The following is a 15,728-nucleotide window of genomic DNA, read 5'->3' as shown; positions in this document are numbered from 1 at the left end:
ATGTTTCTATTATACAAAAAAAAGAAAGTTTTTGAAAGCCCTTTCCATTATTTTCCTCTCTCGCCAGAAACTTCATTTTTGTGTATAATGAAAGGGATGACACTAAAAGAAAACATTATCCAACTGGCGCATTCTATTGGGATATCAAAAATTGGCTTTACAACTGCTGATGACTTCGCTTATTTGGAAAAATCGCTCAGCTTGGCCGTTGAGGAAGGACGGAATTCTGGATTCGAGCATAAGAATATTGAAGAGCGCATCCAACCCAAATTAAGTCTCTCCTCCGCCAAGACCATCATCTCAATCGCTGTCGCCTACCCCCACAAACTCAAGCAACAACCTCAAAAAACAGCCTATAAAAGGGGAAAATTCACTCCCAACAGCTGGGGATTAGACTACCATTATGTCCTTCAAGACAAGCTCAACCGTTTAGCTGCTGGGATTGAAGAAATGACGCAAGATTTTGAATATAAAGGCATGGTCGATACTGGAGCACTGGTTGATACGGCTGTCGCCCAACGAGCTGGGATTGGCTTTATCGGAAAAAATGGCTTGGTCATTTCAAAAGAATACGGTTCTTACATGTTTTTGGGGGAATTGATTACCAATCTCGAAATTGAACCAGATCATCCTGTAGACTATGGTTGTGGAGACTGTCGACGTTGTTTAGATGCATGCCCAACCTCCTGTTTAATCGGGGATGGCTCTATGAATGCCAAACGCTGTTTGTCCTTCCAAACTCAGGACAAGGGCATGATGGACCTAGAATTTCGCAAGAAAATTAAAACGGTCATCTATGGATGTGACATCTGTCAGATTAGCTGCCCTTATAACAAAGGGCTAGATAATCCCTTAGCAACAGAAATCGATCCTGATCTGGCTCATCCAGAGTTGATTCCCTTTATAGAACTGTCCAACGGACAATTTAAAGAAAAATTCGGGCATATTGCTGGAAGCTGGCGAGGTAAGAATATCCTCCAACGCAATGCTATTATCGCACTAGCCAATGCCAATGACCGCTCGGCCATCCCTAAACTCCTGAACATCATCGAAACCTCGCAAAATCAGATTCATATTGCAACGGCTATCTGGTCTTTAGGTCAACTGCTCCGTGAAGTCACGCCGGACCTTGTTGAGCTCTTACGGAATATCAAACATCCGACCGATGCTATCATAGAAGAACGAACTGCTTTCTTTGAAAAATTCGGCATTCAAGCAGATTCACAGCTACAATGAAAAAACACTTAGGTTGTATCCTTAGTGTTTTTTTAGTTCCTTCAAGAAATACCAACTACCCATCTCTACTTGGTTAAAGCAAATCTCACTTGAATAGACTTCCTTGTAGCCATTTTTTGTATAAAAATAGACATTTCCTTTGGTATTGGTATAAAAGGCTAGTTTTTCACCTTTGATCTCTTCCAAGAAAGGCTCAATTCCTTCTGTCATAAAGCGACTGCCATAGCCCTGCCGTTGGTGTTTAGGGGCGACTGCGAGAAGCATCAAATACCAATCAAAATCTACATTTTGCTCCAATTCCTTATCCGTGTCCTCCATAAATTTAAAGTAGTACAACATATTCTTCAAGGAAATAAACTTGAGCAAACCGAATCCCCCATTTAAGAGATAGGCCCGAAAAGGAATCGGTCCCTTTTGCAACAAGGCAACTGCATAAATTTCATCATTTTTTTCTGCCACAAGGCAAATATGGTGCTTGAGAAAAACCTTCACCAAGATGCACATCATTGCCTCAACAAAGGCAGAATACTGCTTGGGATCACGCACCAAATCCTTGATGACTTTTAAAAATAGATAGTCCTCAAAAGCTGTACTGGCTACTCGAACCACCTGATCCAGATCTGCTTTTTTTGCTTTTCTGTACTTCATCTTCTCTCCTATTCTAAGTCCACTTTCCAGTATACACTATCCCTCGCTCTTAGACAAAGGTCAATTTTCAGCAATTTGTTCATTCAAGCCAGCAAAAAGAGTCCTCCCCAGACGAGTCCCAGCCCCCAAGCGACGAGGACATCCTTGGGATAATGAACCCCTCCAATAACTCGGATAAGGGCTAATAGAAGAGATAGGAGCATCGAGCACATTCCTAGCGGAAGAGACAACTGACAGACACACATGGAGATAATGGTGGCCGAAAAAACATGTCGGCTAGGAAAGGAATGACCGGATGAATTCTTTTCTAATAAGGGTTGAATCTCCCATTTTTCATAAGGTCTCGGAACATTGACCCAATGACGAAAGAGGCTAAACAAGACAAAACCCGAAGCAGGGATCCAAATAAAAGGCCAGATGCCTCCCATTGAAGTTTTCTTAAAAAACAGCCAACAAAAGACCAGGCCGTAGATGCCTGGCATGGCGAACGTCAGGATTCGATTCATCCTTTGAAGGACCTGCACACGATGTGGCTTTCTCGTAAAAGGCAGGGTTAGCCAACGATAAAATTTCGGATAATCTTGAAGATTGGGCTTCATGTTGGCACTCCTGTCTATCATCTCGTTTTTGTACTACTAGTATACGCGATCCTAAGAAAGCCTGTCAAGCCAGGCTTCTTTTTTATCCTTTCTTTCTTCTTTTTCACATGATTTAGCACTAAAATCTGATGATTTATCATTTTTCTGTCTCCAAGAAACGGCTTTTCCATTACTATTATCGATAAAAAAATGAGGCTGGGACAAAAGTCCTAGCCTCTCAATTATTTTTGGATTGTCGAGCAAGACGCAGTGGTTGAGTGGGCTCTACACGCTGATTTCATCAGCTTTTACAGCCCTACTCAACTGTGCGGAGGTGGGACGACGAAATCGAATTCTAACGAATTACCGATTTCTGTCCCACTCTCATTTTTTCACTTTACATGTTAAGGGCTTTGTATCTTATTTTGGATTGCGACAGGACGAAGGTGGATCGATACCCTCCACCTGAGGAGTTAGTGAGTCGTGTAGGCAAGGCACCATCGTGCTTGCCGTTGCACGAATTGAACACGCCCTAAATGCTGTGCGAAAAACGCCAACTATACTAGTACTAACTTCCAGACACAGTAGCTGATTGAACTCTTCTCTCGCTTGATAAGCTCGGAAGAATTCTAATCAGCCTTGTGGGGGTAGGACGACGAAGCGTCTTCAATCGTATAGCTTCTGTCCTACTCCCTGACTGTATACGCTACGCCCTTTGTATCTTGTTGTTAAGCCACTTCTTCTGTGAATTGACTATTGTAGAGATCGGCATAGAATCCATTTTGGCTCATGAGTTCTTGGTGGTTGCCTTGCTCGATAATATTTCCATCTTTCATCACGAGAATCAGATCTGCATTACGGATAGTGGACAAGCGATGGGCAATGACAAAGGAGGTCCGGCCTTCCATGAGTTTGTCCATGGCTTTTTGAATCAACTCTTCCGTACGAGTGTCGACAGATGAGGTTGCTTCATCCAAGATAAGAAGCGGAGCATCCTTCAAGAGGGCACGCGCAATGGTCAAGAGTTGCTTTTGACCAACGGACAAGGTCACTGAATCATCTAATACAGTATCATAGCCATTCGGCAAGGTCCGAATAAAGTGATGGACACCAACCGCTCGGGTTGCCACTTCGACCGCTTCGTCTGAAATATCGGTTTGATTAAAGACCAGGTTTTCCCGAATAGTCCCTTCAAAGAGCCAGGTATCTTGCAAGACCATCGAAAAGGCATCATGAACTTCTTCGCGACTCATGGCCTTAGTATCCACACCATCGATGGTAATTTTACCAGCTTGAATGTCGTAAAAGCGCATCAAGAGATTGACCATGGTGGTCTTACCAGCACCTGTTGGACCAACAATAGCGACCTTTTGTCCTGGCTTCGCTTCAGCTGTAAAGTCATGGATAATAGTCTTGTCTGGTGAATAGCCAAAACGAACATGCTCAAATTTTACATGACCTTTTGTTGTTTCCAATTGACGTGTTTTTTGGGATTCGTCTTCCATTTCTTCTTCGTCTAAGAATTCAAAGACACGCCTCATAGCAGCACTAGCTGATTGTAATTGGGTAATTCCTTGGGCCATTTGACCAATTGGTTGGGTAAAGATACGGACATAGGTCATAAAGGCCACAATGGTCCCAATGGTAATATCTCCATTAATGGTGAGGGCAGCCCCTACGATACAGACCATGACATAACCAAAATTCCCTACAAACTGCATCAAGGGCATCATAATCCCAGAGAAGAATTGGGATTTCCACATGCTTTGATACAAATCTTGATTGATGGCATCAAAATGATCTTTGGCTTGATGACGGCCATTGTAGGAAATAACAACATTATGTCCACTATAGATTTCTTCAACATAGCCTGAAACTTTGGCAAGATTATCTTGTTGCTGTTTAAACAAAGGCTGACTTTTGACCATAATGATGCTAGAAAGAGCAAAGCCTGCAAAGACGGAAAGGATAGCGGTCAAAGCTAAGTGCCAGTCCGTCTTAAACATCATAAAGATGGAGCCAATCAATAAGACAATAGAGGAGACCATTTGAACCAAACTTTGGTTAAAGGATTGAGTCATCAAATCCACGTCATTGGTCACACGAGACAAGGTATCTCCTTGTTCATGGCTATCAAAATATTGGAGAGGTACACGATTGATCTTCTCAGCAATGGCATTGCGCAAGCGTTCTGCGAAGCGCTGAATCATGGTTGAGATAATGAAACTACTGCTGTAGGACACCAGTGCTCCAACTCCATAAAGGATGGCTAAGGTCAGGGCAATCGAAGTGATCTTATCAATATCAATGGCGCCTCCCATCCCTTTTGTAATGGTATCTGTAATTTCTTTTAACTTATCCGGTCCAATAACCGTGATTACACTCGATACGACCGAAAAGAGGATAGCAATTCCAAAAAATAGGTGGAAGCCCTTCAAATAGGGAGAAAGTTGGCTCCAAAGGGATGTTTTTTGTTTTGTCTTACGCATATTCCAACTCCTCCTTAGATAATTGTGAATAGGCAATTTCTTGATAGACTTCATTGGTCGCAAGCAATTCCTTGTGGGTACCTTGACCGACGACCTTCCCTTGATCCAAGACCAAAATCAAATCTGCATCCATAATAGTCGAAATCCGTTGGGCAACGATCAATCGGGTCGTATCTGCAAGCTCTTCTTTCAAGGCTTGGCGCAAGATACGATCCGTTTTGTAATCCAGGGCTGAGAAGGAATCATCAAAGATGAGGATCTCAGGTTTGCGAGCCAGGGCCCGTGCAATGGCCAAGCGTTGCCGTTGACCGCCAGAGAAGTTGCTTCCTCCTTGCGCTACTTCTGTATCCAAGCCTTTTTCTTTTGCGGAAACAAACTCTTTGGCTTGGGCCAATTCAAGAGCTTTCCAGATGGCTTCATCCTCTAATTTTCCTTGACTACTTTCTCCAAATTCCATATTAGAGCGAATAGTACCGCTAAAGAGCACAGCTTTTTGGGGGATATAGCCGACTTTATTATTCAATTCTTGGTGGCTATAATTCTTGACATTCACCCCATCCACTAAGATCTTTCCTTCTGTCGCATCGTAAAAACGTGGAATTAAGTTGACCAAAGTGGATTTACCAGAACCAGTCGACCCGATGAAGGCAACGGTTTGTCCTTTCTGAGCTGAGAAGGTCACATGCTCAATCACAGCACGAGAAGTCCGTCCATATCTAAAGGAAACATCTTGAAATTCTACGGTACCTGCTTGGTCTGATTTTTCTTTTGACTCACTTGGGAAGGCTACAGACGGTTCAAGAGCCAAGACCTGATTAATCCGTTTTGCGGATACCAAGGCACGAGGAAGAATAATCAAGATGGCCACCATCATCATAAAGCCAACGACAACCTGCATAGCGTAAGAAGAGAAGGTGATCATATCTGAGAAGACCTTGGCCCTATCCGCTAAGGCAGAACTCACCGCAAGCTTTGTAGGATTTGTTGGCATGGTGATATCATTGATCAAGTGCGCCCCAATCCAGTAGATAGCAAGGGTCAAGCCACTTGATACCACTGTCATGACAGGGTTCATCAGAGACATCAAACGATAAACAAAGAGATTTAGACGGGTTAAGCCCTTGTTTTCAGCCTGGAATTTCTCATTTTGATATGCTTCCGCATTGTAGGCGCGAACGACCCGCACCCCAGTCAAACTCTCCCGCGTCGTCGCATTCAAGGCATCGGTCAAGCCTTGAACCTTTTGCTGGCGCGGAAAGGCAATAAGAACCAGAACAGAGAGCAGAATCAAGACCATCAAGACCGCAATCCCAACAGAAGTTGTCCAGGCACTGCTCTTGCCCCAAATCTTAGTCAAAGCCCAAATCGCCATAATAGGCCCACGCGTCACGACCTGCATCCCCATGACAATCATGATTTGTAACTGGGTCAAATCATTGGTTGTACGAGTTAAGAGAGAGGGAACGGAGAATTTCTTGATCTCTGCATCAGAGTAATCCATCACCTGGTGGAAAATCTCTCCTCGAAGCCGCGTCGTAAAGCTGGCAGCGACTCGTGAAGCCAAAAAGCCCACAAGAACTGCCATCAAAAAGCTTCCAAAAGAGAAGAGCAACATCTTACTCCCTGGCTCCATGATATCAGAAACCTTGGTCCCCTCCTTAGCTAAGAGGGTCGTAATATCGGATAAGTATTCCGGGGTCTTTAAATCCATCCAAACTGCCAGACAGATAAAGACCGTACTAAGGGCAATCATGCCCCATTCTTTGGCGGTTAAGCGCCGAAATATATTGATCATTCCTCGCTCCTTTTTTTCATATTCTCATAAAATTGATGCATAACCTTGAAAAAGATAGCCAATTCTTCTTCTGATACACCCGCTACTAGACTCCGTTCTACCTCTTCAAAGAATTGCTTCATGTCATTCAAATTGGCTTTCACACTGTCTGTTAGGTAGACATACTTGGCCCGTTTATCTGTCGGACTAGCCTCTAAATAAATAAACCCATTTTTCTCCATTCGCTTGATCAGATTACTGGTCACGGATTTTGTGATATGAAGTTCCTGTTCAACATCCCGAATTAAGGTCACTTTTCCCTCCTTTTCACGATGAGATAAGAATCTCAATACCTGACCTTGTGGTCCTGCGCTAAATTCAAACCCTCTCTTCTTGGCCTCTCTTTCCACCATGAGGTGAATGAGATGGCCAATTTTTTTTAATTCTTGTAATGGCTTTTCCATCATTCCTCCAAATAGTTCTCATAAGAACCTTAAAGTTACTATGAGAACTATTTTAGCACAAAAAAGATCCCTGTCAAGAAAAAAGTTTCTATAAGAACTAAAAAAATGGAGCCCAATCGACTCCATTAATGACTTCTAGATAATAATGCCTTCTAGATGATCCATTTCGTGCTGACAGATCTGGGCCGGAAAGCCTGACAAATGAATTGTTTTTGCTTTCCAATTCACATCTCGATAGGTCACTGTAATCTCCTCATAACGGGTGGTCGGCCGACTCCCTACCAAGGACAAGCATCCTTCCTCTGTTTGGTAAGGTTTTTTCTTTTCAAGGAGAACAGGATTGAACAGGACCAAATTTTCACTTCCTATTCGGATGATAATCGCCCGTTTTTTCACCCCGATCATATTAGCCGCTAAACCAACACACTCAAGGAGATGAGCATTTAAGGTGTCCTGCAAATCCAAAGCCAAGGTGCGATCCTCAGGTGTCGCTTCTTCTGACTTTTGACCCAAGAATAAGACATCCTTTACAATATTCTTTTTCATTCCTTCCTCACTTCTTGATAGATAGACGAAAGAAGAGAGTGGGACAGAAATCGGTCATTCGTTAGAATTCGATTTCGTCGTCCCACCTCCGCACAGTTGAGTAGGGCTGTAAAAGCTGATGAAATCAGCGTAGTAGAGCCCACTCAACCACTGCGTCTTGCTCGACAATCCAAAAATAATTGAGAGGCTAGGACTTTTGTCCCAGCCTCCTCGCTCTTGTTTCTAACCTCTAAGAGACAATTGCTTCTTATTTTTTAAGCTTTTCGCTCACTTCTTTTGCAAGGACAAAGTTCCCCAAGGTCGCTGAACCATTGCCGGCAACTGCAGGTGTCACAATATAATCTCTCACATCTGGTACAGGGAGGTAACCGTTCAAGAGGGCAGTAAATTTCGTGCGAACACGATCTAACATATGTTGTTGAGCCATTACTCCCCCTCCAAAGACAACGACGTCTGGGCGGAAGGTAACTGTCGCATTCACTGCTGCTTGTGCGATGTAGTAGGCTTGAATATCCCATACATTGCTGTTGAGTTCAATGTTTTCCCCACGAATACCCGTACGAGCTTCGAGACTAGGACCAGCCGCAAGACCTTCCAAACAGCCATTGTGGAAAGGACAAACACCCTTGAATTCTTTTTCCACATCCATTGGGTGTTGAGCCACATAGTAGTGCCCCATTTCTGGGTGTCCAGCTCCCCCGATAAACTCGCCACGTTGGATGACACCAGCTCCGATTCCTGTTCCGATTGTATAGTAAACCAAGTTTTCGATATGGCCACCCGCGTTATTGCGTGCGACTACTTCTCCATAGGCAGAACTATTTACATCTGTTGTGAAATAGATAGGTACATTCAAGGCACGACGGAAAGCCCCAACGATATCTACATTGGCCCAATTTGGTTTTGGAGTCGTTGTGATGAAACCATAAGTGTTTGAATTTGGATCGATATCAATTGGTCCAAATGAACCAATCGCAAGCCCAACTAGATCCTCAAATTTTGAGAAAAATTCAATACACTTATCAATCGTCTCAATTGGCTTGGTTGTTGGAAATTGTACTTTTTCCACAACATTATAGTTTTCATCACCAACCGCACAAACAAATTTTGTACCGCCAGCTTCCAAACTTCCATATAATTTTGTCATGTTGGCTCCTTTTTTATTATGAAAAATATCCTGTATTTATTATAGCATATTTTGTAGTCAATCTTTTTCTCTTCTCTAAAGAAAAAACACACCTTTTTTTGAGAAATAAAATTCAAGGACTGGAGATGATAGACCAGTCCTTGAGAACTTATTGTTTCGATTAAGCTTTGACTTCGATGATCGCATCACCCTTCGCAACAGATCCAGTTGCAACAGGTGTGACAGAAGCAAAGTCAGCCGTGTTAGTGACGATCACCATAGTTGTGTCTTCAAGACCAGCTGCGGCAATTTTCGCTGCATCAAATGTACCAAGGACATCACCAGCTTTGACTTTATCGCCTTGAGCTACTTTTTGATCAAATCCTTCACCGTTCATTGATACTGTATCAATCCCAACGTGGATCAAGATTTCAGCACCATTAGCAGTCTTCAAACCGTAAGCGTGACCAGTTGCGAAAGCAATCGTTACTTCAGCATCAGCTGGTGCATAGACAACGCCTTCAGTTGGTTTGATGGCAATTCCTTGTCCCATCGCTCCACTTGAGAAGACAGGATCATTCACATCAGCAAGTGCTACTGTACTACCAACGATAGGTGAGATAATGGTTTCGTCTTGAAGAGACGCAGGAACATTTCCAGTTGTTTCTTCTTCAACCAGACGTTCAGTTGTCGCATTTTCAGAAGCAACCACAGGAGCTTCATCTTCATAACCAAACATGTAAGTCAATGCAAATCCAAGCGCAAATGAAACTGCTACCATAAGCAAATATTGAGCAAGTTGACCATTACCAATATAAAGCATTGTACCAGGAATGATAGTGATACCATTACCTGTTCCAGCAAGTCCAAGGAGAGATGCCAATCCACCACCGATTGCACCTGCGATCAATGAAAGGAAGAATGGTTTACGGAAACGCAAGTTAACCCCGAAGATAGCAGGCTCAGTAATACCGAGGAAGGCAGAAAGTGCTGCTGGGAAAGCTAAAGCTTTCAATTTTGCATTTTTAGTTTTCACAGCTACTGCAACTGTCGCAGCACCTTGGGCTGTCATTGCTGCAGTAATGATCGCATTAAACGGATTAGCATGATCGGCTGCTAACAATTGAACTTCAAGCAAGTTAAAGATATGGTGGACACCAGATACGACAATCAATTGGTGAACTCCACCAATGAGCAATCCACCAAGACCAAATGGCAAGTTAAGAATTGCTTTTGTACCAATTAAGATATACGTTTCAACTACGTGGAAAACTGGCCCAATAACGAATAATCCAAGAATTGACATCACGAAGAGTGTCACAAATGGAGTAACCAAAAGATCTAATACATCCGGAACTACTTTTCGAAGTGATTTTTCAAATTTTGCACCAAGAACCCCGATAATAAAGGCTGGAAGAACAGACCCTTGCAAACCTACAACCGGAATGAAGCCAAAGAATTTCATGGCAGTCACTTCACCACCACTAGCAACAGCCCAAGCATTTGGAAGTGAACCTGAAACAAGCATCATACCAAGTACAATACCCACTGCCGGATTTCCACCAAATACACGGAAAGTTGACCAAACAACAAGACCTGGCAAGATAATAAAGGCTGTATCTGTTAAGATTTGGGTGTAAGTTGTGATATCTTCTGGTAGAGTCACACCAAGTGCATTCACTAAACCACGAACACCCATGAAAAGACCAGTCGCTACAATAACTGGAATAATTGGTACAAAGACATCACCGAAAGTACGGATCGCGCGTTGGAACCAATTTCCTTGTTTAGCTGCTTCAGCTTTCATCTCAGCCTTCGTTGAGGTTGGTAAGCCAAGAGCTACTACTTCATCGTAGATCTTGTTTACAGTACCAGTACCAAAGATAATTTGGTATTGACCTGAGTTAAAGAAAGCACCTTGTACTTTTTCGATATTCTCAACAACATCTTTGTTGATTTTTGATTCATCTTTTACCATCACGCGAAGACGAGTCGCACAGTGAGCAACACTGCTAACGTTCTCAACCCCACCGATTGCATCGATGACCTGCTTTGCAATTTCTGTATTTGACATTTTGCAAAAATCTCCTTATTTTTTGTAATGTAAACGGTTAAATCGTTTCTACGTTTTTAATTGTACCATGTATTGAAAATATGTCAAGCGTTTTGCAGGATTTTTTTGAAACTTTTTAAACTATTTTGACAGCTTTTGATAGAATGTAAGGATTTTCATTTGCGCAATCGCTTTAATAACGCCGCAAAAGGGTGCTTCCTAGCTTTTTTGTTTTCAAAAACTTTCATATTTTCATTCATTTTCATTTTCAAACCTCTTTAAAACACCTTCTTTCAGGTGTCAAGCGTTTGACATTTTTAGCTGTTTTTTCCATTTATCACTTGCATTTTTAATGGGAAATCTGTACTATGGAAGTAAGAAAAAATTCGGAGGAATAAAATGGAATGGACAACTGAACGTCGTTACCGACGTTACGAAGACTGGACAAGGGAGGAAAAGCAAGCCATCCAAGATCTTATGGCGAAATCTCCTTGGCATACACACTATCATGTTGAGCCAAAAGCTGGTCTCTTAAATGATCCTAACGGTTTTTCCTACTTTGATGGAAAATGGATCTTGTTTTACCAAAATTTCCCATTTGGTGCAGCCCATGGGTTAAAATCATGGGTACAAACAGAAAGTGAAGACTTGGTTCATTTCAAAGAAACTGGGGTAACGCTTCTTCCAGACACAGATCTGGATAGCCACGGAGCTTATTCTGGTTCTGCTATGCAGTTTGATGACAAACTTTTCTTATTCTATACTGGAAATGTTCGTGATGCTGAATGGGTCCGTCATCCCTACCAAGTCGGTGCTTTAATGGACAGAGAAGGAAAGATTGAAAAAATTGACAAAATCTTGATTGATCAACCGGCTGACTCCACTGATCACTTCCGTGACCCACAGATTTTTAACTTTAAAGGCCAATACTACGCCATCGTTGGCGGGCAAGACCTTGAGAAGAAAGGATTCATCCGTCTCTACAAGGCTGTAGATAATGACTATACCAACTGGGTTGAAGTCGGTGACTTGGATTTTGCAAATGACCGGACAGCTTATATGATGGAGTGTCCCAACCTCGTCTTTGTTGGAGACCAACCCGTTCTCCTCTACTGTCCTCAAGGATTGGACAAATCGGTCCTCGATTATGACAATATCTATCCAAATATGTACAAGATTGGGGCAAGCTTTGACCCAGAAAAGGCCAAAATCGTCGATGTATCTGAATTACATAATCTTGACTACGGTTTTGAAGCCTATGCCACTCAAGGATTCAATGCACCTGATGGGCGTGCCTATGCTGTTAGCTGGTTAGGTCTTCCTGACGTTTCTTATCCAACCGATTCCTATGACTACCAAGGTGCTTTTTCGCTGGTCAAAGAATTAACCATCAAAGATGGCAAGCTCTACCAATACCCAGTTGAAGCGATCAAGGATTTGCGCGCTGAGAGTGCGGAATTTGCCAACAAGGCACAAACCAAGAACTGCTATGAATTGGAATTGCAGTTTGAAAAAGATAGCCTGAACGAAATCGTCCTCTTTGCAGATGCAGAAGGAAAGGGCTTAGTTCTCACATTTGATCTAGCTAAAGGATTGGTCACAGTGGATCGTAGCCAGGCCGGCGAGCAATATGCCCAAGATTTTGGTACGAGCCGTAGTTGCACGATCGCTAACCAAGCTACAACTGCTAATATTTTCATTGACAATTCGATTTTTGAAATCTTTATCAACAAAGGAGAAAAAGTATTTTCTGGTCGGGTTTACCCACATGCAGATCAAACCGGCATCTTGATCAAAGCTGGAACCCCTACTGGAACTTACTACGAACTTGATTATGGTCGCAAAGCTAACTGATGTCGCCAAACTTGCTGGCGTCAGCCCTACTACTGTCTCACGGGTGATCAATAACAAAGGATACCTGTCTGAAAAAACGATCCAAAAAGTCCAAGAAGCCATGAGAGAATTGGGCTATAAACCCAATAATGTCGCACGTAGCTTGCAAGGAAAGTCAGCCAAGTTAGTTGGCCTAATCTTTCCCAACATCAGTCATGTTTTCTACGCTGAATTGATCGATAAATTAGAACACCAACTTTTTAAACATGGCTATAAGACCATCATCTGCAATAGTGAACATAACTCTGAAAAAGAGCGCGAATATATTGAAATGTTGGAAGCGAATCAGGTAGATGGCATCATTTCAGGAAGTCACAACTTAGGAATCGATGATTATAACCGGGTGACCGCTCCCATCATTGCCTTTGACCGCAACCTCTCCCCAGAAATCCCTGTTGTCTCTTCAGATAACTACGCCGGCGGGGTCCTAGCTGCAGAAACCTTAGCTAAAACAGGTTCCCAAAACATCATCATGATCACAGGAAATGATAATTCGAATTCCCCGACAGGTTTGCGTCATGCTGGCTTTGCTTCCGTCCTTCCTGATGCTCCAATCATTAATGTTTCCAGTGATTTTTCTCCTATTCGCAAAGAAATGGAAATCAAACAGATCTTAACCCACCAACAACCAGATGCTATTTTTGCATCAGATGATTTGACGGCTATCTTGATCATGAAAGTCGCAAAAGAGTTAGAACTCCAGATTCCTCAAGATCTTAAAGTAATCGGCTATGATGGCACTCAATTTATCGAAAATTATACTCCTGAACTGACAACCATCCAACAACCTCTTAAAGATATTGCGATCCTCATGGTGGATCTTTTACTTCAAAAAATTGAAGGAAAAAAAGTAACGACAACGGGTTATTTCTTACCTGTTAGCCTCCATTCTGGAAAAAGTGTCTAAAACAACCCCTACAGTTCTATACTGTAGGGGTTATTATTCGTCAAAAAAAGGCTGGGCAAAAACTGTCTAGCCTTTTATATTTAATAGAAATAACTGTATGACGCAGTGGTTGATTGCTCAAAGCACTGCTTTGAGGTGGTGGATAGGACTTGCGAAGCAAGTTTCCTAAGTATTTGTTCGCTTTTTAAGCTCCAAAGATGACCTAATGAGGGAAACAAAGTTTCCTTTATCCACAACCTTCAACAGTCTCCCATACTGTTGAAGCTATGCGTGGGTGGGAAAATTGAAAAGGTTTGGGGAACCTTTTCAACCTTATTTAATTTTAAGAGTTCTTTCCCACTCCCTTTTCATTATTCTTCTGTTACAAATTGACTGAGGACACCATTAACAAATCGTGAAGAGGTTTCATCTGAAAAGGCTTTGGCCAATTCCACCGCTTCATTGACTGCAACGATCTGTGGTGTATCAAACTCTGTTATTTCATAAATTCCAAGACGAAGGATATTTTTCTCCACCAAGGTCAAGCGCTCTACTGTCCAACCAGTTTTCAAATGTTGACCGATTTGTTTATCCAATTGGTCTTTAGACTGATAAACACCCGTCACAAGGTTCATGAGAAAGGCAGGAAGATCGACTTCTTTGTCTTCTGCTAGGTCCTTGTCATGTAAATAAGCAAAGCGACAAGCTTCCACAATGTCTCCATCGTATTCCAAGGCCATCAAGGCTTGGAAGGCACGCTCGCGCAGCTCTCGACGTGATTCTAATAAAATTTCATCAGTCATTGAGGAAGTCCTCGTTAAACAAGTCTTTCAAGTCTGGTTTTGGAGATTTTTCCGTCGCGATACCGACAACGTGAATGTTAACAGCATCCAAGGTTACATCTGCCATATCATAAACCGCAGACTTGACCGCTTTTTGAATCGCTACCGCGACAGATGGCACAGCAACTCCATACTCCAAATAGAGATAGATGTCTACTGAAACTTGACCATCTTCTTCCGTATGAAGGTAGACGCCACGTCCAAGTGAGCGTTTGGATAAGCTATCTGAAACACTCTTATTTTCAAGTGAATAGACACCCTCTACTTTTGCTGTCGCAATCGCAATAATTTTTTCTAATACACGTGGTGCAATAACGATGTCACCAAATTGTTCAGTTGCCATAGAAGTTCCTTTCTATTTGACACCCTGAGATGTCTCTTATGCACGAGAAACGTAAGTTCCTTCAGTAGTGTTAATGACCAATTTTTGTCCAGCTTCGATGAAGTCAGGAACGTTTACGACCAAACCTGTTTCCATTGTAGCAGGTTTACCAGAACCAGTCACTGTAGCACCTTTGATAGATGGTTGAGTTTCTGCAACAGTCAATTCAACAGTTGTAGGAACCGTTACACCGATCACTTCGCTTCCGTAGAATTGAATTTTTACTTCTGAGTTTTCAAGGATGTAAAGCAATTCTTGTTCTACGTTCACCACTGGAATTTCATATTGGTCATATGTTTCAGTGTTCATGAAGTAGGCTGTATCATCCATTTTGTACAAGTATTGAGCTGGAACAGTTTCGATAATTGCTTGTTCAAATTTTTCTTCTGGACGGTAGCTTGTATCAAATGTTGAACCAGTACGGACATCACGCAATTTCATACGCATGATAGTGTTTCCTTTACCTGGTTTGTGGTGGCTTGCTTCCAAAACGCGGATCAATTTTCCATCAGCTGTTTCAAAAGTCATACCAGCTTTCAATTTACTTGCTTCGATCATGTTTTATTACCTCTTTTTTAAAAATAGATTACTCTTTATTGTAACACACTATTTGATTTTTCTCAAACAGCAATCTTCTCTTTTTGAGAAGAAAGGATTGCTATGGACCGCCCCTGATCCATACACATCCAAATTCCCCTTTGCTTCTTTCGTGTTTTGTTATTGTAGTTCCTATACCAAAATGGATAGGGCTCTAAATAAGATGTCTGGGAGAAGAATTACTCTACAATTCATTTCATAGTCTTCTCTTCAC

14 protein-coding genes are annotated in these 15,728 nt (G+C 42.2%); 3 read left to right on the top strand and 11 right to left on the bottom strand.

What is annotated here, in order from left to right; all coding sequences use genetic code 11:
• Positions 1–96 precede the first annotated feature (96 nt).
• Positions 97–1,236, top strand: coding sequence for a tRNA epoxyqueuosine(34) reductase QueG (gene queG / locus AC6IZR_RS02625; RefSeq protein WP_497848736.1), 1,140 nt, complete (start codon positions 97–99; stop codon positions 1,234–1,236).
• Positions 1,237–1,257: 21 nt separating this feature from the next.
• Here the strand turns inward: queG and AC6IZR_RS02620 are convergent, their stop codons facing one another.
• The 8 genes from AC6IZR_RS02620 to AC6IZR_RS02585 form a co-directional block, all read right to left on the bottom strand.
• Positions 1,258–1,884: a GNAT family N-acetyltransferase gene (locus AC6IZR_RS02620; RefSeq protein WP_497848735.1), complete on the bottom strand. Its 627-nt coding sequence runs from the start codon at positions 1,882–1,884 to the stop codon at positions 1,258–1,260.
• 83 nt (positions 1,885–1,967) lie between these two features.
• Complete coding sequence (locus AC6IZR_RS02615) at positions 1,968–2,483, bottom strand: phosphatase PAP2 family protein (RefSeq protein WP_497848734.1); 516 nt, start codon at positions 2,481–2,483, stop codon at positions 1,968–1,970.
• A 707-nt stretch (positions 2,484–3,190) separates the two neighbouring features.
• Positions 3,191–4,951 (bottom strand): ABC transporter ATP-binding protein, encoded by a 1,761-nt coding sequence (locus tag AC6IZR_RS02610; RefSeq protein ID WP_497848733.1) that lies wholly within the window; start codon positions 4,949–4,951, stop codon positions 3,191–3,193.
• Complete coding sequence (locus AC6IZR_RS02605) at positions 4,944–6,746, bottom strand: ABC transporter ATP-binding protein (RefSeq protein ID WP_497848732.1); 1,803 nt, start codon at positions 6,744–6,746, stop codon at positions 4,944–4,946. Before AC6IZR_RS02605 ends, AC6IZR_RS02610 begins: the two co-directional genes overlap by 8 nt.
• The gene (locus AC6IZR_RS02600; protein WP_298620032.1) at positions 6,743–7,189 is read right to left on the bottom strand and encodes a MarR family winged helix-turn-helix transcriptional regulator; all 447 of its coding nucleotides are present in this window, start codon (positions 7,187–7,189) and stop codon (positions 6,743–6,745) included. The genes AC6IZR_RS02605 and AC6IZR_RS02600 overlap by 4 nt, the downstream gene beginning before the upstream one ends.
• A 135-nt stretch (positions 7,190–7,324) precedes the next feature.
• A complete protein-coding gene (locus AC6IZR_RS02595) occupies positions 7,325–7,735 on the bottom strand; it encodes a peptide deformylase (protein ID WP_497848731.1) in 411 nt (136 codons plus the stop codon).
• 247 nt (positions 7,736–7,982) lie between these two features.
• Positions 7,983–8,882 carry a fructokinase ScrK gene (gene scrK, locus AC6IZR_RS02590; protein ID WP_023918997.1) on the bottom strand — a complete coding sequence of 300 codons (900 nt, stop codon included), beginning with the start codon at positions 8,880–8,882 and terminating at the stop codon, positions 7,983–7,985.
• A gap of 160 nt (positions 8,883–9,042) precedes the next feature.
• Entirely contained in the window at positions 9,043–10,935 is a 1,893-nt protein-coding gene (locus tag AC6IZR_RS02585) for a sucrose-specific PTS transporter subunit IIBC (RefSeq protein ID WP_497848730.1), read from the bottom strand.
• 378 nt (positions 10,936–11,313) lie between these two features.
• Between AC6IZR_RS02585 and AC6IZR_RS02580 the strand changes: the two genes are divergently transcribed.
• Together AC6IZR_RS02580 and AC6IZR_RS02575 are read left to right on the top strand one after the other, a co-directional pair.
• Positions 11,314–12,768 (top strand): sucrose-6-phosphate hydrolase, encoded by a 1,455-nt coding sequence (locus AC6IZR_RS02580; protein ID WP_497848729.1) that lies wholly within the window; start codon positions 11,314–11,316, stop codon positions 12,766–12,768.
• A complete protein-coding gene (locus tag AC6IZR_RS02575; RefSeq protein WP_462128248.1) occupies positions 12,749–13,714 on the top strand; it encodes a LacI family DNA-binding transcriptional regulator in 966 nt (321 codons plus the stop codon). The genes AC6IZR_RS02580 and AC6IZR_RS02575 overlap by 20 nt, the downstream gene beginning before the upstream one ends.
• Positions 13,715–14,064: 350 nt before the next feature.
• On the opposite strand, the gene nusB is transcribed toward AC6IZR_RS02575, so the two are convergent.
• The 3 genes from nusB to efp are packed head-to-tail and all read right to left on the bottom strand — an operon-like array spanning position 14,065 to position 15,475.
• Positions 14,065–14,496, bottom strand: a complete 432-nt coding sequence (gene nusB, locus AC6IZR_RS02570) for a transcription antitermination factor NusB (protein WP_497848728.1) — start codon at positions 14,494–14,496, stop codon at positions 14,065–14,067.
• Positions 14,489–14,878, bottom strand: a complete 390-nt coding sequence (locus AC6IZR_RS02565) for an Asp23/Gls24 family envelope stress response protein (protein WP_003005404.1) — start codon at positions 14,876–14,878, stop codon at positions 14,489–14,491. The genes nusB and AC6IZR_RS02565 overlap by 8 nt, the downstream gene beginning before the upstream one ends.
• Before the next feature lie 36 nt (positions 14,879–14,914).
• Positions 14,915–15,475 carry an elongation factor P gene (gene efp / locus AC6IZR_RS02560; protein ID WP_003005479.1) on the bottom strand — a complete coding sequence of 187 codons (561 nt, stop codon included), beginning with the start codon at positions 15,473–15,475 and terminating at the stop codon, positions 14,915–14,917.
• Positions 15,476–15,728: the final 253 nt, after the last annotated feature.

It is taken from the genome of Streptococcus mobilis (assembly GCF_059727625.1).
This window is presented reverse-complemented; position numbering and strand designations above follow the sequence as displayed.

Excerpts from the sequence above, each read along its gene's own strand:
- AC6IZR_RS02585 (WP_497848730.1), bottom strand. The coding sequence starts at position 10,935 with ATGTCAAATACAGAAATTGCAAAGCAGGTCATCGATGCAATCGGTGGG.
- scrK (WP_023918997.1), bottom strand. The coding sequence starts at position 8,882 with ATGACAAAATTATATGGAAGTTTGGAAGCTGGCGGTACAAAATTTGTT.
- efp (WP_003005479.1), bottom strand. The coding sequence starts at position 15,475 with ATGATCGAAGCAAGTAAATTGAAAGCTGGTATGACTTTTGAAACAGCT.
- AC6IZR_RS02575 (WP_462128248.1), top strand. The coding sequence starts at position 12,749 with ATGGTCGCAAAGCTAACTGATGTCGCCAAACTTGCTGGCGTCAGCCCT.
- AC6IZR_RS02605 (WP_497848732.1), bottom strand. The coding sequence starts at position 6,746 with ATGATCAATATATTTCGGCGCTTAACCGCCAAAGAATGGGGCATGATT.
- AC6IZR_RS02615 (WP_497848734.1), bottom strand. The coding sequence starts at position 2,483 with ATGAAGCCCAATCTTCAAGATTATCCGAAATTTTATCGTTGGCTAACC.
- AC6IZR_RS02565 (WP_003005404.1), bottom strand. The coding sequence starts at position 14,878 with ATGGCAACTGAACAATTTGGTGACATCGTTATTGCACCACGTGTATTA.
- AC6IZR_RS02580 (WP_497848729.1), top strand. The coding sequence starts at position 11,314 with ATGGAATGGACAACTGAACGTCGTTACCGACGTTACGAAGACTGGACA.
- AC6IZR_RS02610 (WP_497848733.1), bottom strand. The coding sequence starts at position 4,951 with ATGCGTAAGACAAAACAAAAAACATCCCTTTGGAGCCAACTTTCTCCC.
- AC6IZR_RS02595 (WP_497848731.1), bottom strand. The coding sequence starts at position 7,735 with ATGAAAAAGAATATTGTAAAGGATGTCTTATTCTTGGGTCAAAAGTCA.
- nusB (WP_497848728.1), bottom strand. The coding sequence starts at position 14,496 with ATGACTGATGAAATTTTATTAGAATCACGTCGAGAGCTGCGCGAGCGT.
- queG (WP_497848736.1), top strand. The coding sequence starts at position 97 with ATGACACTAAAAGAAAACATTATCCAACTGGCGCATTCTATTGGGATA.
- AC6IZR_RS02620 (WP_497848735.1), bottom strand. The coding sequence starts at position 1,884 with ATGAAGTACAGAAAAGCAAAAAAAGCAGATCTGGATCAGGTGGTTCGA.
- AC6IZR_RS02600 (WP_298620032.1), bottom strand. The coding sequence starts at position 7,189 with ATGGAAAAGCCATTACAAGAATTAAAAAAAATTGGCCATCTCATTCAC.